We start from the raw sequence: 25,960 nt of genomic DNA, 5'->3' as shown, positions 1-25,960 counted from the left end.
CCTGATCGGCGTGCTGCCGGGCATCGGCCCGGTCGCCACCATCGCGATGCTGCTGCCCGCGACCTACGCGCTGCCGCCGGTGTCGGCCCTCATCATGCTGGCCGGCATCTACTACGGCGCCCAGTACGGCGGCTCCACCACCGCCATCCTGGTCAACCTGCCGGGCGAATCGTCCTCGGTCGTGACCGTGATCGACGGCTACCAGATGGCGCGCAAGGGGCGAGCGGGGCCTGCGCTCGCGGCCGCCGGCCTGGGCTCGTTCTTCGCCGGCTGCGTCGGCACGCTGATCCTGGCGGCCTTCGCGCCGCCGCTGACCGAGTTGGCCTTCAAGTTCGGCCCGGCCGAGTACTTCTCGCTCATGATCCTGGGCCTGATCGGCGCCGTGGTGCTGGCCTCGGGCTCGCTGCTCAAGGCGATCGCGATGATCGTGCTGGGCCTGCTGCTGGGCCTGGTCGGCACCGACGTCAATTCGGGCGTGGCGCGCTTCAGCTTCGACATTCCTGAGCTCACCGACGGCATCGGCTTCGTCGCCATCGCGATGGGTGTGTTCGGCTACGGCGAGATCATCGCCAACCTGTCGCGCCCCGAGGAAGACCGCGAGGTCTTCACCGCCAAGGTGTCCGGCCTGTTCCCGACCAAGGAAGACTTCAAGCGCATGCTGCCCGCGGTGCTGCGCGGCACGGCGCTCGGCGCGGCGCTTGGCATCCTGCCCGGCGGCGGCGCGCTGCTGGCGGCCTTCGCGGCCTACACGATCGAGAAGAAGACCAAGCTGCATCCGGGCGAAGTGCCCTTCGGCAAGGGCAACATCCGCGGCGTCGCGGCTCCCGAGTCGGCCAACAACGCCGGCGCCCAGACCTCCTTCATCCCGCTGCTGACGCTGGGCATCCCGCCCAACGCGGTGATGGCGCTGATGGTCGGCGCGATGACGATCCACAACATCCAGCCCGGCCCGCAGGTGATGACCAGCAACCCGGAGCTGTTCTGGGGCCTGATCGCCTCGATGTGGCTCGGCAACGCGATGCTGATCATCCTGAACCTGCCGCTGATCGGCATGTGGATCAAGCTGCTGTCGGTGCCCTACAAGTACCTGTTCCCGGCCATCGTGCTGTTCTGCGCCATCGGCGTGTACTCGACCAACAACAACACCTTCGACATCTGGATGGTGGCGATCTTCGGTTTCGTCGGCTACGCCTTCTTCAAGCTCGGCTGCGAACCCGCACCGCTGCTGCTGGGCTTCATCCTGGGGCCGATGATGGAAGAGAACCTGCGCCGTGCATTGCTGCTGTCGCGCGGCGACTGGATCGTCTTCGTCACGCGGCCGATCTCGGCCGGCCTGCTGGCGGCGGCGCTGCTGCTGCTGGTGATCGTGCTTCTGCCGGCGGTCAAGTCCAAGCGCCAGGAAGCCTTCGTCGAGGATTGAGCGCTGCGCTCCTTCCGGCTTCGCGCAACGGCACCTTCGGGTGCCGTTTTTTTTTACGTCTTGTGCGGGCGCGGCGGCTTCATGTGCTGCCTGGCCATGGCGAGGAAGGCCATGGCGGCCGGGCTGAGCGGATGCTTGGCCAGCCGCACCGCGACGACCGGATACTCCAGCGCCGGACGCGTCACGGCCACCGCGCGCAGGTTGCCCGGCATCAGGACTTCCACGTAGCGAGGCAGCAGCGCGACGCCCGCGCCGGCCTGGATGAGCCCGAACGCGGTCGACAGCATCGAGACATGGTGGACCACGCGCGGATACACATTGGCCACGCTCGACAGCTGGCGGCTGACGGATCGCCACACGTTGGCGTCCGGATTGACGTGGATGAAGGCCAGCGCATCCAGGTGCCGGGCATCGATCACCACCCGCTGGGCCAGCGGATGATCGTCGCGCACGAAGAGCGCCATGCGCTCGCTGAACAGCGGCTCGGTCGCGAGCTCGGAGTGCTTCTGGCCGATGTCCGAACCGAAGCCCAGGTCGGCCTCCTGCGAGAGGATCCGCGAGATCATCTGCTCGGCCGTGCTGTCCATCAGCACCGTCGCCAGCGCCGGGTGCTGCTGCGAAAAGCGGCCCAGAAGCGGCGGCAGCAGGGCGCCCGCCGTGAGATGGCCCACGGCCAGGACCACCCGCCCTTCGCGCAGCTGGGACTGCGACCGGCAGGCGCCGACGGATTCATCGATCAGCCGCAGCGCGCGCACGGCCGTGTCGACCATCATCTGGCCGGCATTGGTGATGCGGATGCGGCGCCCTCGCACCACCAGGGGCTGGCCGAGCTCGTGTTCCATTCGCTTGACCAGGTGGCTGATCGCGGGCTGCGTGAGCTGCAGGGCTTCCGCCGCGAGGGTGAAGCTGCCGGTTTCGGCGACCGCCGCCAGGGCCCTGAGCTGCTGCAGCGAGATCTCTTCCGCGGTGTTTCTTGCCATAAGCAGAATTCATAGTTCGATAAGCTGGATTATCTGGCTTGATGCGCTGGCGTTGCATAGCATCCGATTTCCTCTCCACAGGGACAGAATCCAGAACCATGAAGCGAATCCAGTTCATTCAGGCCTGTGCCGCCGTGCTTTGCGTGGGCGCAACGTCCGCCAGCCGGGCGCAAGGCTATCCGGCCAAGCCGATCCGCCTGATCGTGCCTTTCCCGGCCGGCGGCGCCACCGACCTCTTCGCGCGCACCCTGTCGCAGAAGATGGGCGAGAAGCTCGGCACCACGCTGGTGATCGACAACAAGCCCGGCGCCGGTGGCGCGATCGGCTCCGATGCCGCGGCCAAGGCGGCGCCCGATGGCTACACCCTGCTGCTGGCCACCACCAGCACGCACTCCATCGGCCCGGCGATCAACCCGAAGCTGCCCTACGACGCGGTGCACGACTTCACCCCGATCGCGCACGTGGGCGATGCGCCCAGCATCATGCTGGTGCCCAACAACTCGCCGGCCAGGACGGTGCGCGAGTGGATCGACTACGCGAAGAAGAACCCGGGCAAGCTCAACTACGCGTCGAGCGGCAACGGCACCATCGTGCAGCTCACGGCCGAGCTCTTCAAGTCGCAGGCCGGCGTCTTCGTCACGCACATCCCGTACAAGGGCACCGCGCTCGCGATTCCCGACCTCATCACGGGCAAGGTCGACGTGCTGTTCGACTCGCTGCCGACCGGCATGCCGCACGTGCGCGACGGCCGGCTGCGGGCGCTGGGCGTGACGACGCTGAAGCGCAGCCCGCTGGCGCCGGAACTGCCACCGATCGCCGACGTGCTGCCGGGTTTCGAGTCCAATACATGGTTCGGTCTCTACGGCCCCAAGGGCCTCCCGGCCGATATCGTGACCCGCATCAACAGCGCCGCCAACCAGTCGCTCAGCGACCCGGAGACGCGCGACAAGCTGGCACGGCTGGGGATCGAACCCACCACCAGCACGCCGGCGCAGCTCGCGGGCATGGTGGCGCAGGACGCCGCCAAATGGAAAAAGATCATCACCGAACGCAAGATCACAGGGGACTGACATGAAATTCGACTACGCCAATCCCTACACCTCGACCCGCATCCCGGTCTTCGCGCGCAACGTGGTGTCGACCTCGCATCCGCTGGCGGCCCAGGCCGGACTGCGCATCCTGCAGCAAGGCGGCAACGCGGTCGATGCCGCGGTCGCGACCGCGGCGGTCATGACGCTGGTGGAGCCGGTCAGCAACGGCCTGGGCAGCGATGCCTTCTGCATCCTGTGGGACGGCCGGAAGCTGCACGGCCTCAATGCCTCGGGCTGCGCGCCCGCGGCCTGGACGCCCGACTATTTCCGCAAGAAGCACGGCGCCGACGCCGCCACGCCGCCGATGCGCGGCATGGATTCGGTCACGGTGCCGGGCGCAGTGGGCGGCTGGGTCGCATTGTCCGAGCGCTTCGGCAAGCTGCCTTTCGCGGATCTCATGGCGCCGGCGATCGAGATCGCCGAGCGCGGCTACCTGATGCCGCCCGTGGTGCGGCAGAAGTGGGCCGCGGCCACGCCCATCCTGCAGTCGCAGCCGGGCTTCGCGCAGAGCTTTCTGCCGTGGGGCCGGGCGCCTGAAGTGGGCGAGCTGTTCCGCTTCCCGGCGGCCGCGCGCGCCTTGAAGGCCATCGCGGCGACGCGGGGCGATGCCTTCTACAGCGGCGAGATCGCCGAAGCGCTGGAGAAGTTCTCGAACGAGAACGGCGGCAGCCTCAAAGTGCGCGACCTCGCCAACTGGAAGCCCGAGTGGGTCGAGCCCATCGCCCAGAACTACCGCGGCCACACGCTGCACGAGATCCCGCCGAACGGGCAGGGCATCGCCGCCCTGATCGCCCTGGGCATCCTCGAGCATTTCGACATCGGCTCGATCCCGGTCGACTCGGTTCGCTCGCAGCACCTGCAGATCGAGGCCATGAAGCTCGCGTTCGCGGACACCTACCGCTACGTGTCGGAGCCATCGTCGATGGAGCTGACACCGCTGCAAATGCTCGATGGCGCCTACCTCGCCTCGCGTGCCAAACTCATCGATGTGAACAAGGCGCAGGACTTCAAGGCAGGCAACCCGGTCAAGGGCGGCACCATCTACCTCACGGCGGCCGACGAGAGCGGCATGATGGTGAGCTTCATCCAGAGCAACTACATGGGCTTCGGCTCGGGCTGCGTGGAGCCGGGCTTCGGCATCAGCCTGCAGAACCGCGGGCACGGCTTCAGCCTGAAGGACGCGAGCCCCAACCTGGTGGCGCCGGGCAAGCGCCCGTTCCACACCATCATCCCGGCCTTCCTCACGAAGGACGGCGCGCCGGTGATGAGCTTCGGCGTCATGGGCGGCAACATGCAGCCGCAGGGCCACATGCAGACGCTGGTTCGCATGCTGGACTACGGGCAGAACCCGCAGGCGGCCTGCGATGCGCCGCGCTGGCGCTTCAATTCGGGACTCGAGATCAATGCCGAGGCCGCGATGGCTCCTGCCACCGTGCAGGGCCTGTCCGCGCTCGGCCACAAGGTCGATGTCATCAACGACTCCTACCAGGACTTCGGCGCCGGCCAGTTCATCTGGCGCGCGGGCGACCCGGCGGTGGAAGGCTACGTGGCGGCCAGCGACGCGCGCCGCGACGGCTTGGCCGCGGGGTTCTAGTCCTCTCGATGCCCCAGGCCGCCTCGGCGCAAGCCGTTCGAAAAAACCTTGCCCCGGGCCTGGCCCTCGCCACCTTCGGTGCGATCGCCTTCAGCGGCAAGGCGATCATCGTCAAGCTGGCCTACCGGCACGGCGTCGATGCGGTGACGCTGATCATGCTGCGCATGCTGTTCGCGCTGCCGCTGTTCGCGCTCATGGCATGGTGGGCCGGGCGGGGCAAGCCGGCGCTCACGCGGCGCGACTGGCTCGGCGTCGTCGGGCTCGGCTTCTCGGGCTACTACCTGTCGAGCTTCCTGGACTTCGCGGGGCTGGCCTACATCACGGCCAGCCTCGAGCGGCTGATCCTGTACCTCAATCCGACGCTGGTGCTGCTGTTCGGCTGGATCGTCTACCGGCGGCGCATCACGCGCTGGCAGTTCGCAGGCATGGCGATCAGCTATTCGGGCGTGCTGCTGGTGTTCGGCCATGAGCTCAGCCTGGGCCAGAGCGCGTCGGCCGCGTGGGGCGCCTTCCTGGTGTTCCTGAGCGCGGTGAGCTATGCGATCTACCTGGTCGCCAGCGGCGAGTTCGTCAAGCGGCTCGGCTCGCTGCGCCTGGTCGGTCTGGCGACCAGCGTGGCCTGCCTGCTGTGCATCGCCCAGTTCCTGCTGTTGCGGCCGATGGGCGCGGCCTTCGAGGTCGCGCCCGAGGTGATCTGGCTGTCGGTGCTCAACGCCACGCTGTGCACTGCCGTGCCCGTCCTCGCCGTCATGATGGCGATCGAGCGCATCGGGCCCGCGATGGCGGCGCAAACGGGTATGGTCGGGCCGATGTCGACGATCCTGATGGGGGTGCTGCTGCTCGGCGAGCCCTTCACCGCCTGGATCGCGGCCGGCACGGTGCTGGTCATCACCGGCATCTTTGTCTTCACACGAATGGGGCGCTGAGCCCGAAGGAATCAACATGGATCTGGGAATCGCGGGCAGGACGGCGCTGGTGTGCGGCGCGAGCAAGGGACTGGGCTACGGCTGTGCGGAAGCGCTGCTGCGCGAGGGCGTGAACCTTGTGATCGTGGCGCGCGGCGCCGAGGCGCTGGAGGCTGCGGCGGCGACCCTGCAGGCCACTGCTGCAGGCAGCGCTGCCAAGCCTTTCGTGAAGCACGTCGCGGCCGACATCACGACCCCCGAAGGCCGCGCCGCGGCGTTCGCGGCGCACGCCGAATTCGACATCGTGGTCACCAATGCCGGCGGCCCGCCGCCCGGCGATTTCCGCGACTGGGACCGCGAGGCATGGGTGAAGGCGATCGACGCCAACATGCTGACGCCGATCGAACTGATCAAGGCCACGGTCGACGGCATGGCGGCGCGCGGCTTCGGGCGCATCGTCAACATCACCTCGAGTTCGGTCAAGGCGCCGATCGATATCCTGGGCCTGAGCAACGGTGCGCGCAGCGGACTCACGGGCTTCGTCGCCGGTGTCGCGCGCACGGGCGTCGCGGCCAAGGGCGTGACGATCAACAACCTGCTGCCGGGATCGTTCGACACCGATCGCCTGAAGGGCACGCTGGCCGGCGCGGCGAAGAAGTCCGGGCAGGACATCGACGCGATCCGCGCCAGCCGACAGAAGAACATTCCGGCAGGCCGCTTCGGCACGCCCGCGGAGTTCGGCGCGATCTGCGCCTTTCTCTGCAGCGTGCATGCCGCCTATGTCACGGGCCAGAACGTGCTGGCCGATGGCGGTGCTTACCCCGGGACGTATTAGGCTCGCCCCCAGGTTGCCGGCACTTCGTGTCCGGCGCCCACCCCCGACCGGGGGCAACACCAGCGGCCTGGCGAAGCCAGTTCCGCGGTGTTTCACCAACGGGCCTGGCTGCGCCGGCCACGACAAGGCAAGTCGCTGGCGTGGCAGGATAGGCGACTTATCAGGAGCAGCACCATGAGCAAGAGCAAGGCAGTGCGCATCGACCGCCACGGCGGTCCCGAGGAGCTCAAGTTCGTCGAGGTCGAGGTCGGCGACCCCGGTCCCGGCGAGATCCGGATCCGCCACAAGGCGGTGGGCCTCAACTTCATCGACACCTACCAGCGCAGCGGCCTCTATCCCTTCGCGATGCCGCTGCAGCTCGGCATGGAAGCCTCCGGCGTGGTCGAGGCAGTGGGCGAGGGCGTCACGCACCTCAAGGCCGGCGATCGCGCCGCCTACGCCAGCCAGCCTCCCGGCTCCTATTGCGAACTGCGCGTGATGCCGGCAAGGAGCGTCTGCAAGCTGCCCGACGGGATCTCCTTCGAGACCGGCGCGGCGATGATGCTCAAGGGCCTGACGACGCAGTACCTGCTGCGCAGGACGCTGCCGGCCGAGGGCCTGCAGCCCGGCGACTTCATCGTGTTCCATGCCGCGGCTGGCGGCGTCGGCCTGATCGCCTGCCAGTGGGCCAAGGCGCTCGGGCTCCAGCTCATCGGCACCGCCGGCACCGACGCCAAGTGCCAGCTCGCACTGGCCCACGGTGCCGCGCATGCGATCAACTACGCCACCGAGAACTTCGCCGAGCGCGTGAAGGCAATCACCGGCGGCCAGGGTGTCAAGGTGGTCTACGACTCGGTCGGCAAGGACACCTTCGAAGGCTCGCTCGCCTGCCTGCGGCCCTTCGGCCTGCTCGCGGTCTTCGGCAACGGCTCGGGTCCGGTGCCGCCGTTCAGCCTCGGCCTGCTGGCCAAGGGCTCGTACTACGTCACGCGCCCGACCCTGTTCACGCACATCGCCACGCGCGAGAGCACGCAGGCGATGGCGGACGAGCTGTTCGCGGTGGTCGAGAGCGGCGCGGTGAAGATCCCGATCGACCAGCGCTACGCCCTGGCCGACGTGCAGCAGGCGCACCGCGACCTCGAGGCCCGCAAGACCACCGGCTGCACAATCCTCACGTTGTAGCTCGCCCCCAAGTTGTAGCTCGCCCCCAGGTTGCCCCGCACTTCGTGTCGGGGCGCCCACCCCCTGCCGGGGGCAACACCAGCGGCCCGGCAAAGCCGGTTCCGCGGTGTTTCACCAACGGGCCTGGCTGCGCCGGCCGGTGAATACTGGCACTGTGTTTGTTGTCGGCTGCGCGCAGCGCGCCTGTTGGTGGGCAGTCGCGGAACCGGCTTCGCCGGGCCGCTGACTGCGCCCCCGGTAGGGGGTGGGCGGGCTACACGCAGTGAGCCCAACCTGGGGGCGAGCTAAAGCGTATTCAGGCGCGACTCGCGCATGCGGGTCGGCGCCAGTGCGCCGGCCGATTCGAGGATCGGGTAGGCGATCGAGCAGATGTGCGAGTTGATGCGCTTGAGGTCGCTGATCAGGTCGATGTGCAGCGAGCTGGTCTCGATGCTCAACGCGGTCTGGTCCGACAGGCGCCCGAGGTGGGTGGTGGCGTAGGCGCGCTCCAGGTCGCGGAAGCGCGCCTTCTCCTCGAGCAGCTTCTGGGCATCGCGCACGCTGCCGTTCAGGAACACGCTCATGCTCAGGCGCAGGTTGGCCACCAGCCGCTCGTGCAGCTCGACGATCTCGCGCATGCCGGCGTCGGAGAAGTTGCGCTGCGGCTTGATCTTCTTGTCCTCGATGTCGATGATCACGCGCTCGATGATGTCGCCGATCTGCTCCATGTTGATCGTGAAGCTGATGATGTCCGTCCAGCGCCGGCTCTCCTCCTCGCCCAGGGCCTCGCGCGAGATCTTGGTCATGTAGTACTTGATGGCGGAGTACAGCTCGTCGACCGTGTCGTCGAGCTTGCGCAGCTCCTGGGCCAGTCGCAGGTCGTTGTTGCGGATCACGTTGAGCACGCCGATCAGCATGGTCTCGACCACGTCGGCCTGGTGCAGCGCCTCGCGCGCGGCGTTCGAGATGGCCAGCGTCGGCGTCGACAGGGCCGAGGGGTCCAGGTGCTGGGGCCGGCGCGTGGCCGCGGGCTCCTCCGGCACCGGCAGCACGCGCGTCACCAGCGCCGCCACCCAGTCGGTGAGGCCGATGAAGCCGACGCTGACGAGCACGTTGAAGGCCAGGTGGTACAGCACCACGAACTGCGTCGCGTCCGAGATGTAGGGCCTGACCTCGCGCAGCCAGAGACCGACGAAGGGCGCCGCGATCGCCACGCCGAGCAGCTTGAAGGCCAGGTTGCCCACCGTGACCTGCCGGACCGAGACCGTCGACTTGGCGGTCGTCAGCACCGCCAGCAGCCCGCTGCCGAGATTGGCGCCGAGCACCAGGCCGAGCGCGACGTCGAGCGGCACCGCGTTCGAACTCGCCAGCGCGGCGACCAGCAGCACGACCGCCAGGCTCGAGTAGGCGACGATCGCGAGCGCGGCGCCGATGGTGATTTCCAGCAGTACGTCGCTGCCCAGCGAGCCCAGCAATTCACGCATCGCCTGGCCGGCGAACAGAGGCCCGGTGGCCGCCACCACCAGCTGCAGCGCGAGCAGCATCAGGCCGAGTCCGATCAGCACTCGCCCGACGCGGCCGGCCACGCTCGATGGGCGCGTGATGAACAGCACCACGCCGACGAAGATGAAGAGCGGCGACAGCCATGACAGGTCGGCCGAGAACAGCACCGACATCAGGGCGGTGCCGATGTCGGCCCCGCGCATCACCGCCAGCGCGGCCGGCAGCGTCACCAGGCCCTGGCCGACGAAGGAGGAGGTCATCAGCGAGGTCGCGGTGCTCGACTGGACCAGCGCCGTGACGCCGATGCCCGAGAGGGCCGCCGTGAAGCGGTTGCGCATGCTGTGAACCAGGATCTTGCGCAGGTTGGCGCCGAAGACGCGCAGCACGCCCGTGCGAACGAGATGGGTGCCCCATACCAGCAGCGCGATCGCCGCGAGTAAATTCAACAGATGCTTCATGGAAGCAAAGGACTATAGACCAACCCCCTGGCTGGCTCGCCTTGCCTTGCCTTCGCGCGGCCGGGCTACTTGCGCCGCACGCGCCTCAGTTCATCCAGGATCAGGCAGATCGCGCCGAGCGTGATGGCGCTGTCGGCCACGTTGAAGGCCGGGAAGTGCCGGCCGGCCATGTGGAAGTCCAGGAAGTCGACCACGTAGCCGTGCATCATGCGGTCGATCACGTTGCCGATGGCACCGCCCAGGATGGCGGCCATCGAGAACGAGAACAGCTTCTGGCCGGCATGCGACTTCAGCATCCAGACGATGAAGATCGCCGCCGCGACGCCGATGGCGGTGAAGAACCAGCGCTGCCACCCGGCCGCATCGGCCAGGAAGGAAAACGCCGCGCCGGTGTTGTGGGCCCGGACCACGTTGAAGAAGCTGGTGACGTAGGTCACGTCGCCGTACTTGTAGTAGCCCAGGATCAGCGTCTTGGTGAACTGGTCGACGATCACGATCACCAGCGCGAGGCCGAGCCAGGGCCAGATGCCGAGGCCCGGCGAGCCCGAAGATTTGCGAGCCATCAGGCGACGTTCCTTTGCTCTCCGGCGCCGTGCAGGTTGCTGGTGCAGCGGCCGCACAGGCCCGGGTGGGCCGGGTCATGGCCGACGTCGTCGCGCCAGTGCCAGCAGCGCTCGCACTTGGCCGCGGCACTCGCCGTCACTTGTGCCGACAGCGCGTCGCCGGCGGCCAGCTCGACCGCCGAGGTGATCAGCACGAACTTCAGGTCGTCGCCCAGCGAAGCCAGCAGTGCATGGTCGTCGGCCGGTGCGGTGATCGTCACGTTGGCCTGCAGCGAGGAGCCGACCTGGCCGGCGGTGCGCACGGTCTCGATCTCCTTGTTGACCGCGTCGCGGATCTCGCGGATGCGGGTCCACTTCGCCAGCAGCGCTTGGTCGGGCGTGCCGAGATCGCTGTAGGTCTGGACGAAGATCGACTGGCCGTCGCCGCAGAACTTCCACGCCTCTTCGGCCGTGAAGCTCAGGAACGGTGCCATCCAGCGCAGCATCGCCTGCGTGATGTGCCACAGCGCGGTCTGGGCGCTGCGGCGCGCGTGCGAGCCGGGGGCGGTCGTGTAGAGCCGGTCCTTGAGCACGTCCAGGTAGAAGGCGCCGAGGTCCTCGGAACAGTACACCTGCAGCTTGGCCACCACCGGGTGGAACTCGTACACCTTGTAGTGCGCGAGGATCTCGGCCTGGAACTGCGCCGCACGGGCGAGCGCATAGCGGTCGATCTCGAGCAGCTCGGCCAGCGGCACCGCATCCTTCTTGATGTCGAAGTCGCTGGTGTTGGCGAGCAGGAAGCGCAGCGTGTTGCGGATGCGGCGGTAGGCGTCCACCACGCGCGCCAGGATCTTGTCGTCGCCCGCAATGTCGCCCGAGTAGTCGCTCGCGGCCACCCACAGGCGCGTGATCTCGGCGCCGAGCTTCTTGTTCACTTCCTGCGGGTCGATGCCGTTGCCGAGCGACTTGCTCATCTTACGGCCCTGGCTGTCGACCGTGAAGCCGTGCGTCAGCAGGCCGCGGTAGGGCGCGCGGCCTTCGAGCGCGCTGGCGAGCAGCAGCGACGAGTGGAACCAGCCGCGATGCTGGTCATGGCCTTCGAGGTACAGGTCGGCCTCGGGGCCGCTCTCGTGGTGCACGTTCGGGTGGGTGCCGCGCAGCACGTGATAGAAGGTCGAGCCCGAGTCGAACCAGACCTCGAGGATGTCGGTGCTCTTGGTGTACAGCGGCGCGTCTTCGGCACCGAGGATCTCCTCGGTGGTCACGCGGCTCCAGGCCTCGATGCCGCCCTGCTCGACGATGGCCGCGGCCTGGTCGAGGATCTCCATCGTGCGCGGATGCAGCTCGCCCGAGTCCTTGTGCAGGAAGAACGGGATCGGCACGCCCCAGCTGCGTTGGCGGCTGATGCACCAGTCAGGCCGGTTGGCGATCATGTCGTGCAGCCGCGCCTTGCCGTTCTCCGGATAGAAGCTGGTCTGCTCGATCGCGGCCAGCGCGGTCTGGCGCAGCGTCTGCGGCGCCTTGTCCTTGGTGAACACGCCTTCGCCCTCGTCCATGCGGATGAACCACTGGGCCGCCGCGCGGTAGATCACCGGCGTCTTGTGGCGCCAGCAGTGCGGGTAGCTGTGGGTGATGACCTCGGTCGCCAGCAGGCGGCCGGCATCGCGCAGCGCGTGGATGATGACGGGCACCGCCTTCCAGATGTTCTGGCCGCCGAACAGCGGGAAATCGGGCGCGTACGAGCCGTTGCCCTGCACCGGATTCAGGATGTCGTCGTACGCCACGCCGTGCGCGATGCAGGAGTTGAAGTCGTCCACGCCATAGGCCGGCGACGAATGGACCAGGCCGGTGCCGTCGTCGGCGGTCGCGTAGTCGGCCAGGTAGACCGGCGACAGGCGCCGGTAGCCGGCATCGACGTCGTACAGCGGATGCTCGAATTCGAGGCCGCCGAGCTTCTCGCCCTGGACCGTGGCCAGCACGGTGCCGTCGAGCGCATAGCGGTTCATGCACATCTCGACCAGGGACGCCGCGAGAACCAGCAGGCCGCGCTCGGTGTCGACCAGCGCGTAGTCGAGCTCGGGGTTCAGGTTGATCGCCTGGTTGGCCGGGATGGTCCAGGCAGTGGTGGTCCAGATGACGGCGAAGGCATCCTTGGCGAGCGCAGGCAGGCCGAAGGCGGCGGCCAGCTTGGCCGGGTCGTGCGCCTTGAAGGCGACGTCGAGGGTCTGCGACTTCTTGTCCGCGTACTCGATCTCGAACTCGGCCAGCGAGGAGCCGCAGTCGAAGCACCAGTACACCGGCTTCAGGCCGCGGTAGACGAAGCCGCGCTCGATCACGCGCTTGAAGGCGCGGATCTCGCCCGCTTCGTTGGCGAAATCCATGGTCTTGTACGGATGGTCCCACTCGCCCAGCACGCCCAGGCGCTGGAAGTCGACCATCTGCTGGGCGATCTGCTCGGTCGCGTAGGCGCGGCTCTTGGCCTGCATCTCGTCGCGGCTCAGGTTGCGGCCGTACTTCTTCTCGATCGCGTTCTCGATCGGCAGGCCATGGCAGTCCCAGCCTGGTACGTAGAGCGCGTCGAAGCCCTCGAGCTGGCGCGCCTTGGTGATCATGTCCTTCAGGATCTTGTTCACCGCGTGGCCCATGTGGATCTGGCCATTGGCGTACGGCGGGCCGTCGTGCAGGATGAACTTGGGCGCGCCGTGGCGGGCGTCGCGCAGACGCTGGTAGAGGCCTTCCTCGTTCCACTCCTTGACCCAGCCCGGCTCGCGCTTGGGCAGGTCGCCGCGCATCGGGAAGGGGGTGTCGGGCAGGTTCAGCGTGGCGCGGTAGTCGTTGGCGCCGTCGGTCTTGTTGTCAGCCATGGGGGTTCCAGAAATCTGCGCTGCCTGGCAGCGCTCGGGGATCGAGGGGGGCATGCGGCCCCTTGCATCCCAAGGCGGCCGAACGCGGCGGAAAGCGAGGGTTCCGCTCTAAATTCGGTCGCGCGTCGTCTGGCGATGGGTCTCGGCGTGCGTGGAGGCAAAGAAGGCGCGCGCGTCGCGGCCATCCTTCGCGATGCCCGCAGTCAGGGCCTCGAGGCTGGTGTAGCGCAATTCGTCGTGCAGTTTGTGCAGCAGTTCCACGCGCACGATTTTACCGTAGGCCCCTTCGCTGCCCAGTTGGGCCGGCCAATCGAGGCAATGGGTCTCCAGCAGCACCCGGCCGGCGTTGACGTCGTTGGCGTCGAGCGAGGGCCTGACGCCGAGGTTGGCGACGCCCGGCAGCGGCGCCTCGGACAGCCCGTGGACGAGCACCGCGAAGATGCCGCTGGCGGCCGGCTTCCAGTGCTTGAAGCGCAGGTTGAGGGTGCGGAAGCCATCGTCGCGGCCCGGCGCCGAGGCGCCCAGCGCGCGGCCGAGCTTGCGGCCGTGGACCACGTGGCCGGAAATCGCGTAGGGCCGGCCCAGCAGCGCCTGGACATCGGCCATCCGACCTTCGGCCAGCGCCTCGCGCACGGCCGAGCTCGAGACCCGCAGGCCATGCACCTCGTAGCTGTTCATGCGCGCGACGTCGAAGCCGTGCTGGTCGCCGGCACGGTCGAGCATCGCGTAGTCGCCGGCGCGCCTGGCGCCGAAGCGGAAATCGTCGCCGACCAGCACGTAGCGCGCGCCCAGGCCCTCGATCAGCACGTGCTGGATGAATTCTTCCGGCGTCTGGGAGGCCAGCCGGGCATCGAAGGGCAGCACGATGGTCTGGGCGACGCCGCCCGCGGCCAGTTCGGTGAGCTTGTCGCGCAGGGTGCCGATGCGCGCCGGCGCCAGTTCGGGGCGCCGGTTGAGCGCGGCGAAGTAGTCGCGCGGATGCGGCTCGAAGCTCAGCACGCAGCTGGGCAGTCCGCGCAGGCGCGCCTCGGTATTGAGCAGCCCCAGCATCGCCTGGTGACCACGGTGCACACCGTCGAAATTGCCAATGGTCAGGGCGCAGGCCGGAGCCACGCCCGGATGCCGAAATCCCCGGAAGACCTGCATCGTTTGGTATCTTTTTGATAGCACTTCGTGCCCATGGAATGGGCACGTCAGGGCCATTTGTCACAAAACCGGTATATTGTGACGCAGTGCGGTGCGCGCAAGTGCGCTGGCCGCGCGCCGGTGATCGGTCTTTCCGTGGTTTCTCTGATCAGAGGAGACGTGTGTGAAGGTCTTGAAGCTGTCGGCCCAAGGGCTGCCTCAATCGTGGATTTCGCTCGAGCAGGCGGTGATCCACTATGCCTCCGACGAGGTCCGCTGGGAGGTGGGCGCGCAGGTGGCGGTGTTCCGGGGCGGCCACAACGCGGTCACCGGCCAGCAGTCGCAGATCGCGATCAACAGCATCATCGGCACCAAGGGCGTGCCGCGCATCAATCCCTTCACGCAGCGCCCGGGCCTGACCAACGGCAAGCTGTTCGCGCGCGACCGCAACGTCTGCGCCTACTGCGGCGGCCACTTCAGCGAGGACGAACTCACGCGCGAGCACATCATCCCGTTCGCTCAAAAGGGAATCGACACCTGGATGAACGTGGTCACGGCCTGCCGGCCGTGCAACCACAGAAAGAGCAGCCGCACGCCCGAGCAGGCCGGCATGGCGCTGCTCTACGCACCCTACGTGCCCAGCCTGTGGGAAGACTTCATCCTGCGCAACCGCCGGATCCTGGCCGACCAGATGGAGTTCCTGATGGCGCACCTGCCGCAAAGCTCCCGCCTGCACGGCTGACGAAGCCAAAGCAACGCTGCGGTCTGCGGCCGGCGAAGCCAGGCCCGTTGGTGAAACACCGCGGAACCGGCTTTGCCGGGCCGCAGGTGTTGCCCCCGGTAGGGGGTGGGCGGGCTACACGAAGTGAGCCCAACCTGGGGGCGAGCAACAGTTCAGGCGAAGACGCCCGCCGTATCTTGCATGCGGGCCGACACTTCGCCCAGGTGGTGCATGCTGTCGCCGAAGCTCATCTCGAGCTGCGTGAGCTTTCTGAAGTAGTGGCTGCCGATGTATTCGTCGGTCACGCCGATGCCGCCGTGCAGTTGCACCGACTGCTGGCTCACGAACCGCATCGAGACGCCGAGCTGGTACTTGGCGCGGGCCATGGCCTGGCGGCGTTCGGCGGCCGGGGCATTGAGCTTCAGGCTCGCGTAGTAGCTCATCGAGCGGGCCAGTTCGAGCTGCATCTTCATGTCGGCGACGCGATGGCGCAGCGCCTGGAAGGTGGCGATCGCGACGCCGAACTGCTTGCGCGTGTTCATGTAGTCGACCGTGACCGCGAGCGTCTGGTCCATCACGCCCACGGCTTCCGCGCAGGTCGAGGCGATGCCGATGTCGACTCCGTACTCGAGTGCGGCCAGGCCGTCACGGGTGACCAGCGTGGCGGCCGCACCGTCGAACACGACTTCGGCCGCGCGGCTGCCGTCCTGGGTGCCGTAGCCGCGTGCCGCCACGCCGTCGGCAGCGCGCTCGACCAGGAAGAGGGCCATCTTGCCGTCGAGTTGCGCGGGCACCAGGAAGGCGTCGGCTTCGTCGCCGGCCGGCACCAGGCTCTTGGTGCCGTGCACGGTGAAGCCATTGCCGGCCTTCTGCGCCTTGGCCTCGCAGACGTCGAGCCGGTAGCGCGCCTTGCGTTCCTGGTAGGCCAGCACCACCAGCGCCTGGCCGCCTGCGATGCGCGGCAGCCAGTTGACCTTGGTGTCGGCGTCGGCATGGCCGGCGAGCAGGGCGCCGGCGATGAACGATTGCGCCAGCGGCTCGAGCACGATGCCGCGGCCCAGCTCTTCCATCACGACCATGCCTTCGACCGGGCCCATGCCCAGGCCGCCCTCGTCCTCGGGGATGTAGAGGCCGCCCAGGCCCAGTTCGGCCAGTTCGTCCCAAGCCTCGCGCGAGAAACCGCCTGCGGCCTCGATGGCGCGGCGGCGCTCGAAGCCGTAGCCCTTTTCGACCCACTTGGCGACCGCGTCGCGAAGCTGCTGCTGGTCATCCGAAAAATTGAAGTCCATGTCAAATCCTTGCGTAAGCCTCGCTGGAGCCCCCTCCCGGAGGGGGTGCGGGGGAGTCAAACATTCAGCGCGTCGCGCGGGCCGTTCTACGGCTTCAGCCGAGAACGGTCTGCGCGACGATGTTGCGTTGCACTTCGTTGCTGCCGCCGTAGATGGTGGTCTTGCGCATGTTGAAGTAGGTCGACGAAAGCGGTGCCAGCTGCGGATGGCCGCCCGGGAAGTCACCCTGCCAGCCGGCTTCCATCGCCTCGCGGATCAGCGGCAGCGAATAGGGGCCGCCGGCCAGCATCATCAGCTCGGAGTAGCGCTGCTGGATCTCGCTGCCCTTGATCTTGAGCAGGCCCGCGATGTCGAGCGAGTTCTTGCCCGAGGTGGCGGCCGACAGCACGCGCAGCACCAGCATCTCGAGCGCGACGACGTCGACCTCGAGCTTGGCGATCTCGTCGCGAAAGCGGGCGTCTTCCCAGACGCCTTCGCTCTTGGCCAGGCGCTTGACGCGCTCGAGCTCGCGCTTGGCGCGATTGACGTCGGCGATGTTGGTGCGTTCGTGCGAGAGCAGGTGCTTGGCGTAGGTCCAGCCCTTGTTCTCCTCGCCGATCAGGTTTTCGGCCGGCACCTCGACGTTGTCGAAGAAGACTTCGTTGACCTCGTGGCCGCCGTCGAGCAGCTTGATCGGGCGGACCGTCACGCCCGGCGACTTCATGTCGATCAGCAGGAAGCTGATGCCGGTCTGCGGCTTGCCTTCATTGCTGGTGCGCACCAGGCAGAAGATCCATTCGCCGTACTGGCCGAGCGTGGTCCAGGTCTTCTGGCCGTTGACGATGTATTTGTCGCCCTGCCGTTCGGCCTTGGTCTTGACCGAGGCCAGGTCCGAGCCGGAGCCCGGTTCGCTGTAACCCTGGCTCCACCAGACTTCGCCGCTGGCAATGCCGGGCAGGAAGCGCTTGTGCTGCTCGGCATTGCCGTAGGCCATGATCACCGGCGCCACCATCACCGGGCCGAAGGGGATGATGCGCGGCGCACCGGCCAGCGCGGCCTCTTCCTCGAACAGGTGCTTCTCGACCGCGGTCCAGCCGGGGCCGCCGAATTCCTTCGGCCAGCCATAGCCGAGCCAGCCTTTCTTGCCGAGGATCTTCGCCCATCGCTGCAGGTCGTCACGCGTCAGTTCGAGCGCGTTGTGCACCTTGTGCGAGATGTCTTGGGGAAGGTTTTCTTTGACCCAGGCGCGAATATCTTCGCGGAACTTCTGTTCTTCGGGCGTGAAGCTCAAATCCATGCGTGCCTCGCTGTGTTGATCGAACCGCCGCGGGCGCGGCGTGTCTCCGGAACCGCCGGTTTTAGCACGGTCGTGCGCTTTCGGGGTGTCCGCGTCGTGACAACACGGACCACGAAAAGGCAGCACGGATAATCCCGCGTCCCATGAAGAACATTGTGATCCTTATCTCCGGCGGCGGGTCCAACATGGCGGCCATCGTGCGGGCCGCCGAGCAGGAGCGCTGGGCGGCCCGATTCGATGCCCGCGTCGCCGCCGTCATCAGCAACAAGGCGGACGCGCCGGGGCTGGCGCTCGCCCGTGCCAAGGGCATCTCGACCGCAGTCGTCTCGCACAAGGATTTCGCTAGCCGGGAGGACTTCGATGCCGCCCTGGCCGAAGCCATCGACATGCATGCGCCGGCGCTGGTCGTGCTGGCGGGATTCATGCGCATCCTGACGCCCGGCTTCGTGACCCGCTATGCGCGCCGGCTGCTCAACATCCATCCGTCGCTGCTGCCGGCGTTCCCCGGCCTGCATACCCACCAGCGCGCGATCGAGGCCGGCTGCAAGGTCGCAGGGCTCACGGTGCACGAAGTGACGGTGGAACTCGACCATGGACCGATCCTGGCGCAGGCGGTGGTGCCGGTGCTGCCCGACGACACCGCAGCGACGCTGGCGGAGCGTGTCTTGGTCCACGAACACCGGGTTTACCCGCAAGCAATTGCGGCCTGGCTTGTGGAAACAAAATGACACAATCCGCCAGGGGTCATTTTTCCTGGTCGAGCTTCGTGAAGCGCAACTGTGACGAGCCGTCGATCTCCACGCGGCCGCCGAACATGGCGGCCGGGCGGACCCAGAGTCCGCGCTCGCCGTAGAGCGCGCGGTAAAGCGTCATCGGCTCCAGCGTCTCGCTGTGGCGCACCGTGCCCAGCACGTCGTACTCGCCGCCCTTGTAGTGGCGGTAGCGGCCGGGGGGCGTCTCGATCAGGGGTGGCAGGTCGTCGTCGTTCATGCGGTTGTTTCCTTCAAGGAACTGAAAGGTCGGGATGGAGAGGGCAGATTTTGTTCATCTCGTGCGCCTGAGCGAGCATGCCAGCGCGGACGACAGCCGCGGCTACCGGCGCGGGGTCGCGGTCTTCGCCGCCCTGGGCTATCTCTGGGTCATCGCCTGCCTGGCGCTCGCGATCGGCATCATCGCCTGGGTGGTCGGTGGCCTCGGACAGGGAGGGAGATTCGACTTCACGCGCGGCTGGCTGCTGCTGTTCGCGCTCGGTCTGATGTGGGCCACGCTGCGCGCGCTGTGGGTGCCCCTCGATGAGCCCGAGGGCGTGCCGCTGGAGCGGGACGATGCGCCGGCACTGTTCGAGGCGCTGGACCGGATCCGCAAGCGCATCGACGGCCCGCCGGTGCACCGGGTCTTCCTCGACAGCGACTTCAACGCCAGCATCCGCCAGATACCGCGCTTCGGGCTCTTCGGCGGCGCGGTCAACCATCTCAGCATCGGCCTGCCGCTGCTGATGGCGCTGGATCGCAGGCGCCTGCTGTCGGTGCTGGCGCACGAGTACGGACACCTGCGCGGCAACCACGGCAAGCTCAGCGCGTGGATCTATCGCACGCGGATGTCGTGGCTCAAGCTGGACGCCAGCTTGCAGCGCGACAACGGCGTGATGGCTTTCGCCTCGCAGGCCTTCTTCCGCTGGTATTTTCCGCGCTTCGCCGCCAAGACCTTCGCGCTGGCGCGCCAGGACGAATACGAGGCCGACCGCGTCGCGGCCCGGCTGCTGGGCACGCGGGTGGTGGCCGGCGCGCTGACCGAGATCGTGGTCAAGAGCGCCTGGTACGCCGAGCAATTCTGGCCCGCGCACTGGTCGCTGGCGGTCGACGAGCCGATCCCGGTCGGCCCGTTCTCGGCGCTGGCGCCGCAGTTGTGCGTGCCGGTCGCCCCGGACTTCGCGCGCTCGGCGCTGCGTGGCGCGCTGCGCTGCGTCAGTGATGTCGACGATACGCACCCGGTGCTGCGGGACCGCCTGGAAGCGCTCGACGAAAGGCCCGGCCTGCCGGCCTGGTCGGCCAAATCGGCGCTGGGCCTGCTTGCCGATGCGCCCCGGTGGATCGCGCATTTCGACGACGACTGGCGCCGCGCGCACGTCAATGACTGGAAGCAGCATCACGCCTATCTGGTGCGGGTGCGCGAGCGCGTTGCCGTCCTCGCGGCCAGCGCCGGCCGAAACAACGCCGACGAGATGGTCGAGTGGGCCGACTGCTCGCGCCGAATCGATGCCGCGGCCGACGTGCGTGGGCACTATGAGCGTGCCCTGCAGTTCACCGAAAACCACCCGGGGGCCTTGCGCGGCTTGGCGCAGTTGCTGCCGGCCCGCGATCGCGGCGCCCGGCTCGCGGTGCTCGAGCGGCTGCACGAATCGAGCGTGGCCAGCCGCTGGTGGGCTGCCAAGACCGCGGTCGCGCTGCTCGAGGACCCGGATGCGGGCGGCCACGACGAACGTGCGCTCAAGCTCTGGCGCGATCGGGCCAAGACGGCGGAGGAGGCCGAGCAGCGCGCCTGGGATGAAATCACTGCCACCCCTTTCTTCAGCCAGATCAGCCGCCACGACCTGAGCGAATTCGAACTCGGCGAGTTGCGGGCCGACCTGGTGCGCTGCAGCCCGGTCTCGCGGGCCTGGCTGGTGCGCAAGAACCTGCGCGAATTTCCATGGCGACGCGCCTACGTGGTTTTCCTCGAGCTGCCGCTCCTGGGCGACGACGAGCGTTGGCAGCTGTGCCGACAGCTCGAGCAGACCCTGAGCCTGCCGGGCGCCGCTCTGGTGCTGTGGGCCGGCCATTCGCCGACGCTGGAGCAGATCGAGCGCCAGACCTTCGGCGCGATCTGGGCCCGCACCGTCGATTGAGACCCGATCGGCCACGACTGAGACAATGGGGTCATGCACCCCAAAGCCCTGCTTGACGCCACCGCCGACCTGGTCGGCCTGGTTCTGAAATTCGATCACCCGGCCGACCAGGTCGTTTCGCGCTTCTTCCGCGACCACCGCGAGTTCGGCCCGCGCGAGCGCGCCACCCTGGCGGAAACCGTCTACACGGTGTTGCGCAAGAAGCTCCTGTTCGATCATCTGTCGCCTTCCGGCAGCGGCCCCAAGGAGCGCCGGATGGCGATCCTGGGCTTTTACGGCCCGCGCGACTTCCTCAAGAGCGCACTCAACGACACCGAGAAGCGCTGGCTCGACAACTGCGACGCCGTCAAGCAGGACGACCTGCTCGAACGCCATCGACACAACCTGCCCGAATGGCTGGTGGCGCCACTCAAGGCGCAGCTCGGGGACCAGTTCTGGCCCCTGGTGGAAAGCCTGCAGCAGCCGGCGCCGCTCGACCTGCGGGTCAACGCGCTGACCGACAAGCGGCCCGAGGTGCAGAAGGAACTGGCCAAGGCGGCGATCCGGGCGGTCGCCACGCCGTTCTCGCCCTGGGGCCTGCGCATCGACGGCAAGCCGGCGCTCAACAAGCTGGACGCGTTCACGCGCGGCGCGGTCGAGGTGCAGGACGAGGGTTCGCAGTTGCTGGCGCTTTTGCTGGATGCCAAGCGCGGCGAGATGGTGGTCGATTTCTGCGCCGGTGCCGGCGGCAAGACGCTGGCCATCGGCGCCACCATGCGGAACACCGGCCGGCTGTATGCCTTCGACACCTCGGCGCACCGGCTCGACGCCCTGAAGCCGCGGCTGGCGCGCAGCGGTCTGTCGAACGTCCATCCGGCAGCGATCGCCCATGAGCGCGACGACCGCATCAAGCGGCTGGCCGGCAAGATCGACCGGGTGCTGGTCGATGCGCCCTGTTCGGGCCTCGGCACCCTGCGGCGCAACCCGGACCTGAAATGGCGCCAGTCGCCGAAGTCGGTGCAGGAGCTGACGGCCAAGCAGACCGCGATCCTGCAGAGCGCGGCGCGGCTGGTGAAGCCGGGCGGCCGGCTGGTCTATGCGACCTGCAGCGTGCTGCCGGAGGAAAACGAGGCCATCGCCGAGGCCTTTGCTGCCGCCAATCCGGATTTCGAACCCCAGGATGCCGCGGAACTGCTGGCCGGCCTCAAGGTGGCGGGCGCCGAAGCCCTGTGCGCTGGCGGCGAGCGCGGGACGCGTTACCTGCGGCTCTGGCCCCATCGCCACGCCACCGACGGCTTTTTTGCCGCCGTGTGGAACCGGAAATAGGCTCCAGGCTCCAAAGAAAGGGTAAGAGTTGCGGTGAATCAAGGATTTAAGCCCCTTTTCAGGCTCGAACCTTTAAAATCACTGGTTACCTGAAGGCTGCACCTTCGTGCGGCCATGGAGTACTGAACTCAATGTTGCTTCCTGACTCTGCCGTACTGAGCGCGGCCATCGACTGGCTCGGAAACGGCTTGTGGGACCTCGCATGGTGGCAAGTCGTGCTGTACACGCTCGTCACCACGCACATCACGATCGCGGCGGTCACGATCTTCCTGCACCGGACGCAAACGCACCGGGCCATGGACCTGGGCCCGATTCCCTCGCATTTCTTCCGCTTCTGGCTCTGGCTGGGCACCGGCATGGTGACCAAGGAGTGGGTGGCCATCCACCGCAAGCACCACGCCAAGTGCGAAACGGTCGACGACCCGCACAGCCCGCAGGTCAAGGGCATCGACGAAGTCATGTGGCGCGGCGCCGAGCTGTACCGCAAGGAATCGAAGAACAAGGAAACGATGGAGCGTTTCGGCCACGGCACGCCCGACGACTGGATCGAGCGCAACCTGTACACGCGCTACAGCTGGCAGGGTGTCGGCCTGATGCTGATCATCAACGTCGCGCTGTTCGGCATGCTTGGGTTGACAGTCTGGGCCGTCCAGATGCTCTGGATCCCGTTCTGGGCTGCCGGCATCGTCAACGGCATCGGCCACTACTGGGGCTATCGCAATTTCGAAGCTGCGGATGCCAGCACCAACCTGGTCCCGTGGGGCATCATCATTGGCGGCGAAGAGCTGCACAACAACCACCACACCTACCCGACCTCGGCCAAGTTCTCGGTCAAGAAGTACGAGTTCGACATCGGCTGGGTCTACATCAGCCTGATGCAGAAGATCGGCTGGGCCAAGGTCAAGAAGCTGCCGCCGAAGCTGCAGATGGGTGACGTGGTGCCTGTCGCCAACGAGAAGACCCTCGAGGCCGTCATTGCCAACCGCTACGAAGTGATGGCCGGCTATGCGCGCGAAATGCGCCGTGCCACCCGCGATGAGCTGGACCAGCTCAAGGCCAAGGGTGCCGACCTGTCGGTACTGAAGGCGGCCAAGAATTGGCTGCACCGCGACGACGACAAGGTGCCGGCCGCCGTGCGTTCGGACCTGGTCCAGGCCCGTGCGGCCCATCCGGTGCTCGACAAGATGGTGACCATGCGCGAAGAGCTGCGCCAGCTGTGGCTCAACACGTCGCAGTCGCGCGAGCAGTTGGCTGCCGACCTGGCTGCCTGGTGCCACCGCGCAGAAGCCAGTGGCATTGCGGGCCTGCGCGAGTTCTCGACGCGCCTGCGTGGCGCTCGCGCCTGACCAGAGCTTCGGCTCCTCCAAAAGCCGGCCTTCGAGCCGGCTTTTTCATGCCTGCCGAGAGTAGGAGGAAAGGGCAGGCAACAAAAAACCCGCTGGATCGCAGCGGGTTTTTTATGGGTTCAGGCTGAATTACTTCAGCTTGATTTCCTTGTACTCGACGTGCTTGCGCGCCTTCGGGTCGAACTTCATGATCGACATCTTTTCAGGCATCGTCTTCTTGTTCTTGCTGGTCGTGTAGAAATGGCCGGTACCCGCGGTGGATTCCAGCTTGATCTTTTCGCGTCCGCCTTTGCTCGTTGCCATGATTCAGCTCCTTAAGCTTGGCCGCGTGCGCGCAGGTCTGCGAGCACGGCGTCGATGCCGTTCTTGTCGATCAGGCGCAGGGCAGCGCTCGAAACCCGCAGGCGAACCCAGCGGTTTTCCGTTTCGACCCAGAAACGACGGTATTGCAGGTTCGGCAGGAACCGGCGCTTGGTTTTGTTGTTGGCGTGGGAAACATTGTTTCCGACCATCGGGCCTTTGCCCGTGACTTCGCAGACGCGTGCCATGTGGACACTCTTTCTTGAACAGCTGGCACCAAAGCAACGCAGCAGGGTTGCGTGGGTGGTTTGCAGCTTGACCTCGCCAGAAACGGGTGGCGGTACCCCGATATCACCGACCGACGCAGGGCGTCAAATTCGGCAAAGCCTTGGATTATATGCCAAAGCGCACAGCGAAGGGCCGGCAAAGCCAGGCCCGTTGGTGAAACACCGCGGATCTGGCTTCGCCAGGCCGCTGGTGTTGCCCCCGGTAGGGGGTGGGCGTCCGGACACGAAGTGCCGGGCAACCTGGGGGCGAGCCTATTGCTCCAGAAACCGCTGAGCGTCCAGGGCTGCCATGCAGCCGGTGCCGGCACTGGTGATCGCCTGGCGGTAGACATGGTCCTGGACGTCGCCGGCGGCGAAAACGCCGGGCACGCTGGTCATGGTCGCGAAGCCCTGCAGCCCGGCGCGGGTGAGGATGTAGCCATCCTTCATCTCGAGCTGGCCCTGGAAGATGTCGGTGTTGGGATGGTGGCCGATCGCGATGAAGCAGCCCTTGAGCTGAAGGTCCTCGGTGGCGCCGGTCTGGGTGTTCTTCAGGCGGACGCCGGTGACGCCGGAGTCGTCGCCGAGCACCTGGTCCAGCGTGTTGTGCACCTTGAGCTCGATCTTGCCTTCGGCCACCTTGGCATGCAGCTTGTCGATCAGGATCGGTTCGGCGCGGAACTTGTCGCGGCGGTGCACCAGCGTGACCTTGCTCGCGATGTTCGACAGATAGAGCGCCTCCTCGACCGCCGTGTTGCCGCCGCCGATCACGCAGACTTCCTGCTCGCGGTAGAAGAAACCGTCGCAGGTGGCGCAGCCCGAGACGCCGCGGCCCATGAAGTGCTGCTCGGAGTCGAGCCCGAGGTACTTGGCCGAGGCGCCGGTGGCGATGATCAGCGCGTCGCAGGTGTAGGTGCCGCTGTCGCCGGTGAGGGTGAAGGGGCGCTTGCTGAAGTCGACCTTGTTGATGTGGTCGAAGACGATCTGGGTCTTGAAGCGCTCGGCGTGCTCCAGGAAGCGCTGCATGAGGTCGGGACCCTGCACGCCATGGACGTCGGCCGGCCAGTTGTCGACGTCGGTCGTCGTCATGAGCTGGCCGCCTTGTGCCATGCCGGTGATCAGCATGGGTTCCAGGTTGGCGCGGGCCGCGTAGACTGCGGCGGTGTAACCGGCCGGGCCGGAGCCGAGAATGAGAACCTTAGTGTGCAGTTGGGATGGCATGAGTAGAAAACCTAGGATTGACGCTGCAGCAGCGTGTACATTTTCAAGGTGGTTTATAGATATGGAGTATCACCGTTCGGTTCAAGCCCGTACGGCGACTCCTTTCAATGCGCGCGATTGTATTAATCCATCGGTTTTTGAGTCGCGCCGAATCGGGGATTGATGAATGTCGATGTTGTCCAATCTTGAATTGCTCCGTCGCGTGCCGTTGTTCGCAGCGCTGACGCCCGCTCAGTCCGCGAGCATCGCCGATGCGATCGTCAAGAAGCGCTTCAAGCGTGCCGAGGTCGTGGTCGAACAAGGCAAGAAGTCGGATGCCCTCTACATCATTCTGACCGGCCGGGCCCGTGTCATGAGCACCGACAGCCGCGGACGGGAGGTCATTCTCGCGACGCTGCAGCCAGGCGACTACGTCGGCGAGATGAGCATGATCGACGACGAGCCGCATTCGGCCACGGTGCGCACCGAGATCCAGACCGACGTGCTGATGCTCGACCGCGACGCCTTCGCGCGCTGCCTGCCCGAGAACTCATCGATGTCCTACAACATCATGCGCGGCCTGGTGGCGCGCCTGCGTCACGCCGATCGCAAGATCGAGTCGCTGGCGCTGATGGACGTCTATGGCCGCGTGGCGCGCTCGCTGCTCGAGTTCGCGGTCGACGATGGCGAGGGCAACCTCAAGGTGCGCGACAAGATCTCGCGCCAGGACCTGGCCAAGATGGTCGGCGCCTCGCGCGAGATGGTAAGCCGCGTCATGAAGGATCTGGAGGAGCGTGGCTTCGTCCAGACCCAGCCCGACGGCTCGATGATCGTCAAGGAACGACTCTCATCGCTCACCTGACCGTCAGGCCGGCGGCGCCGCAGCGCGCCGGCCACCACGTCGCCGGCCCTGACA

Annotated in this window: 23 protein-coding genes; 12 read left to right on the top strand and 11 right to left on the bottom strand. The window is 67.0% G+C overall.

Features of this window, described 5'->3' with window-relative positions; translation table 11 throughout:
* Positions 1–1,420 (top strand): tripartite tricarboxylate transporter permease (locus tag AC1D2O_RS32820; protein ID WP_478158558.1); only part of this gene is annotated, 1,420 nt, incomplete at its 5' end.
* Positions 1,421–1,473: 53 nt separating this feature from the next.
* On the opposite strand, the gene AC1D2O_RS32815 is transcribed toward AC1D2O_RS32820, so the two are convergent.
* A complete protein-coding gene (locus AC1D2O_RS32815; RefSeq protein WP_478091663.1) occupies positions 1,474–2,400 on the bottom strand; it encodes a LysR family transcriptional regulator in 927 nt (308 codons plus the stop codon).
* Between the two features lie 98 nt (positions 2,401–2,498).
* Here AC1D2O_RS32815 and AC1D2O_RS32810 point away from each other — a divergent pair, with 98 nt between their 5' ends.
* The 5 genes from AC1D2O_RS32810 (at position 2,499) to AC1D2O_RS32790 (ending at position 7,986) form a co-directional block, all read left to right on the top strand.
* The gene (locus AC1D2O_RS32810; protein ID WP_478158557.1) at positions 2,499–3,470 is read left to right on the top strand and encodes a Bug family tripartite tricarboxylate transporter substrate binding protein; all 972 of its coding nucleotides are present in this window, start codon (positions 2,499–2,501) and stop codon (positions 3,468–3,470) included.
* Between the two features lies 1 nt (position 3,471).
* Positions 3,472–5,085 carry a gamma-glutamyltransferase family protein gene (locus AC1D2O_RS32805; protein ID WP_478091666.1) on the top strand — a complete coding sequence of 538 codons (1,614 nt, stop codon included), beginning with the start codon at positions 3,472–3,474 and terminating at the stop codon, positions 5,083–5,085.
* Between the two features lie 8 nt (positions 5,086–5,093).
* Positions 5,094–6,011 (top strand): DMT family transporter, encoded by a 918-nt coding sequence (locus AC1D2O_RS32800; protein ID WP_478091668.1) that lies wholly within the window; start codon positions 5,094–5,096, stop codon positions 6,009–6,011.
* A gap of 16 nt (positions 6,012–6,027) precedes the next feature.
* Positions 6,028–6,825, top strand: a complete 798-nt coding sequence (locus AC1D2O_RS32795) for an SDR family oxidoreductase (RefSeq protein ID WP_478158556.1) — start codon at positions 6,028–6,030, stop codon at positions 6,823–6,825.
* A 174-nt stretch (positions 6,826–6,999) separates the two neighbouring features.
* Positions 7,000–7,986, top strand: coding sequence for a quinone oxidoreductase family protein (locus tag AC1D2O_RS32790; protein WP_478091671.1), 987 nt, complete (start codon positions 7,000–7,002; stop codon positions 7,984–7,986).
* Positions 7,987–8,270: 284 nt separating this feature from the next.
* On the opposite strand, the gene AC1D2O_RS32785 is transcribed toward AC1D2O_RS32790, so the two are convergent.
* The 4 genes from AC1D2O_RS32785 to AC1D2O_RS32770 form a co-directional block, all read right to left on the bottom strand.
* Entirely contained in the window at positions 8,271–9,926 is a 1,656-nt protein-coding gene (locus tag AC1D2O_RS32785) for a Na/Pi cotransporter family protein (RefSeq protein ID WP_478158555.1), read from the bottom strand.
* 65 nt (positions 9,927–9,991) lie between these two features.
* Positions 9,992–10,489 (bottom strand): signal peptidase II, encoded by a 498-nt coding sequence (gene lspA / locus AC1D2O_RS32780; RefSeq protein WP_478158554.1) that lies wholly within the window; start codon positions 10,487–10,489, stop codon positions 9,992–9,994.
* Positions 10,489–13,332 carry an isoleucine--tRNA ligase gene (gene ileS, locus AC1D2O_RS32775; protein ID WP_478091487.1) on the bottom strand — a complete coding sequence of 948 codons (2,844 nt, stop codon included), beginning with the start codon at positions 13,330–13,332 and terminating at the stop codon, positions 10,489–10,491. Before ileS ends, lspA begins: the two co-directional genes overlap by 1 nt.
* Positions 13,333–13,440: 108 nt before the next feature.
* The gene (locus AC1D2O_RS32770; RefSeq protein WP_478091486.1) at positions 13,441–14,478 is read right to left on the bottom strand and encodes a bifunctional riboflavin kinase/FAD synthetase; all 1,038 of its coding nucleotides are present in this window, start codon (positions 14,476–14,478) and stop codon (positions 13,441–13,443) included.
* Between the two features lie 163 nt (positions 14,479–14,641).
* Here AC1D2O_RS32770 and AC1D2O_RS32765 point away from each other — a divergent pair, with 163 nt between their 5' ends.
* Positions 14,642–15,199 carry an HNH endonuclease gene (locus tag AC1D2O_RS32765; RefSeq protein WP_478091485.1) on the top strand — a complete coding sequence of 186 codons (558 nt, stop codon included), beginning with the start codon at positions 14,642–14,644 and terminating at the stop codon, positions 15,197–15,199.
* A gap of 152 nt (positions 15,200–15,351) precedes the next feature.
* On the opposite strand, the gene AC1D2O_RS32760 is transcribed toward AC1D2O_RS32765, so the two are convergent.
* On the bottom strand, positions 15,352–16,467 hold the full coding sequence (locus AC1D2O_RS32760) for an acyl-CoA dehydrogenase family protein (RefSeq protein WP_478091484.1): 1,116 nt from the start codon (positions 16,465–16,467) through the stop codon (positions 15,352–15,354).
* A 94-nt stretch (positions 16,468–16,561) separates the two neighbouring features.
* Positions 16,562–17,743 (bottom strand): acyl-CoA dehydrogenase family protein, encoded by a 1,182-nt coding sequence (locus tag AC1D2O_RS32755; RefSeq protein ID WP_478158553.1) that lies wholly within the window; start codon positions 17,741–17,743, stop codon positions 16,562–16,564.
* Positions 17,744–17,886: 143 nt separating this feature from the next.
* Here AC1D2O_RS32755 and purN point away from each other — a divergent pair, with 143 nt between their 5' ends.
* On the top strand, positions 17,887–18,471 hold the full coding sequence (purN, locus tag AC1D2O_RS32750; RefSeq protein WP_478094659.1) for a phosphoribosylglycinamide formyltransferase: 585 nt from the start codon (positions 17,887–17,889) through the stop codon (positions 18,469–18,471).
* A gap of 16 nt (positions 18,472–18,487) precedes the next feature.
* Here the strand turns inward: purN and AC1D2O_RS32745 are convergent, their stop codons facing one another.
* A complete protein-coding gene (locus tag AC1D2O_RS32745) occupies positions 18,488–18,733 on the bottom strand; it encodes a DUF1653 domain-containing protein (protein WP_478094663.1) in 246 nt (81 codons plus the stop codon).
* A gap of 34 nt (positions 18,734–18,767) precedes the next feature.
* Here AC1D2O_RS32745 and AC1D2O_RS32740 point away from each other — a divergent pair, with 34 nt between their 5' ends.
* From AC1D2O_RS32740 to AC1D2O_RS32730, 3 genes are all read left to right on the top strand, one after another.
* On the top strand, positions 18,768–20,627 hold the full coding sequence (locus AC1D2O_RS32740) for a M48 family metallopeptidase (protein WP_478158552.1): 1,860 nt from the start codon (positions 18,768–18,770) through the stop codon (positions 20,625–20,627).
* Between the two features lie 33 nt (positions 20,628–20,660).
* Positions 20,661–21,932, top strand: a complete 1,272-nt coding sequence (locus AC1D2O_RS32735) for an RsmB/NOP family class I SAM-dependent RNA methyltransferase (protein WP_478093447.1) — start codon at positions 20,661–20,663, stop codon at positions 21,930–21,932.
* Between the two features lie 131 nt (positions 21,933–22,063).
* Positions 22,064–23,278 (top strand): DesA family fatty acid desaturase, encoded by a 1,215-nt coding sequence (locus tag AC1D2O_RS32730; RefSeq protein ID WP_478093446.1) that lies wholly within the window; start codon positions 22,064–22,066, stop codon positions 23,276–23,278.
* A 129-nt stretch (positions 23,279–23,407) separates the two neighbouring features.
* Here AC1D2O_RS32730 and rpmG read toward each other — a convergent pair whose 3' ends face one another.
* From rpmG to trxB, 3 genes are all read right to left on the bottom strand, one after another.
* Positions 23,408–23,581: a 50S ribosomal protein L33 gene (gene rpmG / locus AC1D2O_RS32725; RefSeq protein ID WP_007830291.1), complete on the bottom strand. Its 174-nt coding sequence runs from the start codon at positions 23,579–23,581 to the stop codon at positions 23,408–23,410.
* Between the two features lie 11 nt (positions 23,582–23,592).
* Positions 23,593–23,826, bottom strand: coding sequence for a 50S ribosomal protein L28 (rpmB, locus tag AC1D2O_RS32720; protein WP_028251282.1), 234 nt, complete (start codon positions 23,824–23,826; stop codon positions 23,593–23,595).
* A 291-nt stretch (positions 23,827–24,117) separates the two neighbouring features.
* A complete protein-coding gene (gene trxB, locus AC1D2O_RS32715; protein WP_477650704.1) occupies positions 24,118–25,065 on the bottom strand; it encodes a thioredoxin-disulfide reductase in 948 nt (315 codons plus the stop codon).
* 166 nt (positions 25,066–25,231) lie between these two features.
* On the opposite strand from trxB, the gene AC1D2O_RS32710 reads away from it, so the two are divergent.
* Positions 25,232–25,906, top strand: coding sequence for a Crp/Fnr family transcriptional regulator (locus tag AC1D2O_RS32710; protein ID WP_478158551.1), 675 nt, complete (start codon positions 25,232–25,234; stop codon positions 25,904–25,906).
* Positions 25,907–25,960: the final 54 nt, after the last annotated feature.

It is taken from the genome of Variovorax sp. P1_G12 (assembly GCF_056405555.1).
Note: the sequence above shows the minus strand (reverse complement) of the source record. Positions and strands in the feature narration are given on the sequence as shown.

What these genes read in the sequence shown, in the direction of transcription:
- AC1D2O_RS32795 (WP_478158556.1), top strand. Translation starts at nt 6,028, where the DNA reads ATGGATCTGGGAATCGCGGGCAGGACGGCGCTGGTGTGCGGCGCGAGC.
- AC1D2O_RS32815 (WP_478091663.1), bottom strand. Translation starts at nt 2,400, where the DNA reads ATGGCAAGAAACACCGCGGAAGAGATCTCGCTGCAGCAGCTCAGGGCC.
- AC1D2O_RS32710 (WP_478158551.1), top strand. Translation starts at nt 25,232, where the DNA reads ATGTCGATGTTGTCCAATCTTGAATTGCTCCGTCGCGTGCCGTTGTTC.
- AC1D2O_RS32785 (WP_478158555.1), bottom strand. Translation starts at nt 9,926, where the DNA reads ATGAAGCATCTGTTGAATTTACTCGCGGCGATCGCGCTGCTGGTATGG.
- AC1D2O_RS32755 (WP_478158553.1), bottom strand. Translation starts at nt 17,743, where the DNA reads ATGGATTTGAGCTTCACGCCCGAAGAACAGAAGTTCCGCGAAGATATT.
- trxB (WP_477650704.1), bottom strand. Translation starts at nt 25,065, where the DNA reads ATGCCATCCCAACTGCACACTAAGGTTCTCATTCTCGGCTCCGGCCCG.
- AC1D2O_RS32800 (WP_478091668.1), top strand. Translation starts at nt 5,094, where the DNA reads ATGCCCCAGGCCGCCTCGGCGCAAGCCGTTCGAAAAAACCTTGCCCCG.
- rpmB (WP_028251282.1), bottom strand. Translation starts at nt 23,826, where the DNA reads ATGGCACGCGTCTGCGAAGTCACGGGCAAAGGCCCGATGGTCGGAAAC.
- AC1D2O_RS32745 (WP_478094663.1), bottom strand. Translation starts at nt 18,733, where the DNA reads ATGAACGACGACGACCTGCCACCCCTGATCGAGACGCCCCCCGGCCGC.
- AC1D2O_RS32760 (WP_478091484.1), bottom strand. Translation starts at nt 16,467, where the DNA reads ATGGACTTCAATTTTTCGGATGACCAGCAGCAGCTTCGCGACGCGGTC.
- AC1D2O_RS32740 (WP_478158552.1), top strand. Translation starts at nt 18,768, where the DNA reads ATGGAGAGGGCAGATTTTGTTCATCTCGTGCGCCTGAGCGAGCATGCC.
- rpmG (WP_007830291.1), bottom strand. Translation starts at nt 23,581, where the DNA reads ATGGCAACGAGCAAAGGCGGACGCGAAAAGATCAAGCTGGAATCCACC.
- AC1D2O_RS32805 (WP_478091666.1), top strand. Translation starts at nt 3,472, where the DNA reads ATGAAATTCGACTACGCCAATCCCTACACCTCGACCCGCATCCCGGTC.
- AC1D2O_RS32735 (WP_478093447.1), top strand. Translation starts at nt 20,661, where the DNA reads ATGCACCCCAAAGCCCTGCTTGACGCCACCGCCGACCTGGTCGGCCTG.
- purN (WP_478094659.1), top strand. Translation starts at nt 17,887, where the DNA reads ATGAAGAACATTGTGATCCTTATCTCCGGCGGCGGGTCCAACATGGCG.
- ileS (WP_478091487.1), bottom strand. Translation starts at nt 13,332, where the DNA reads ATGGCTGACAACAAGACCGACGGCGCCAACGACTACCGCGCCACGCTG.
- AC1D2O_RS32810 (WP_478158557.1), top strand. Translation starts at nt 2,499, where the DNA reads ATGAAGCGAATCCAGTTCATTCAGGCCTGTGCCGCCGTGCTTTGCGTG.
- AC1D2O_RS32790 (WP_478091671.1), top strand. Translation starts at nt 7,000, where the DNA reads ATGAGCAAGAGCAAGGCAGTGCGCATCGACCGCCACGGCGGTCCCGAG.
- AC1D2O_RS32770 (WP_478091486.1), bottom strand. Translation starts at nt 14,478, where the DNA reads ATGCAGGTCTTCCGGGGATTTCGGCATCCGGGCGTGGCTCCGGCCTGC.
- AC1D2O_RS32730 (WP_478093446.1), top strand. Translation starts at nt 22,064, where the DNA reads ATGTTGCTTCCTGACTCTGCCGTACTGAGCGCGGCCATCGACTGGCTC.
- lspA (WP_478158554.1), bottom strand. Translation starts at nt 10,489, where the DNA reads ATGGCTCGCAAATCTTCGGGCTCGCCGGGCCTCGGCATCTGGCCCTGG.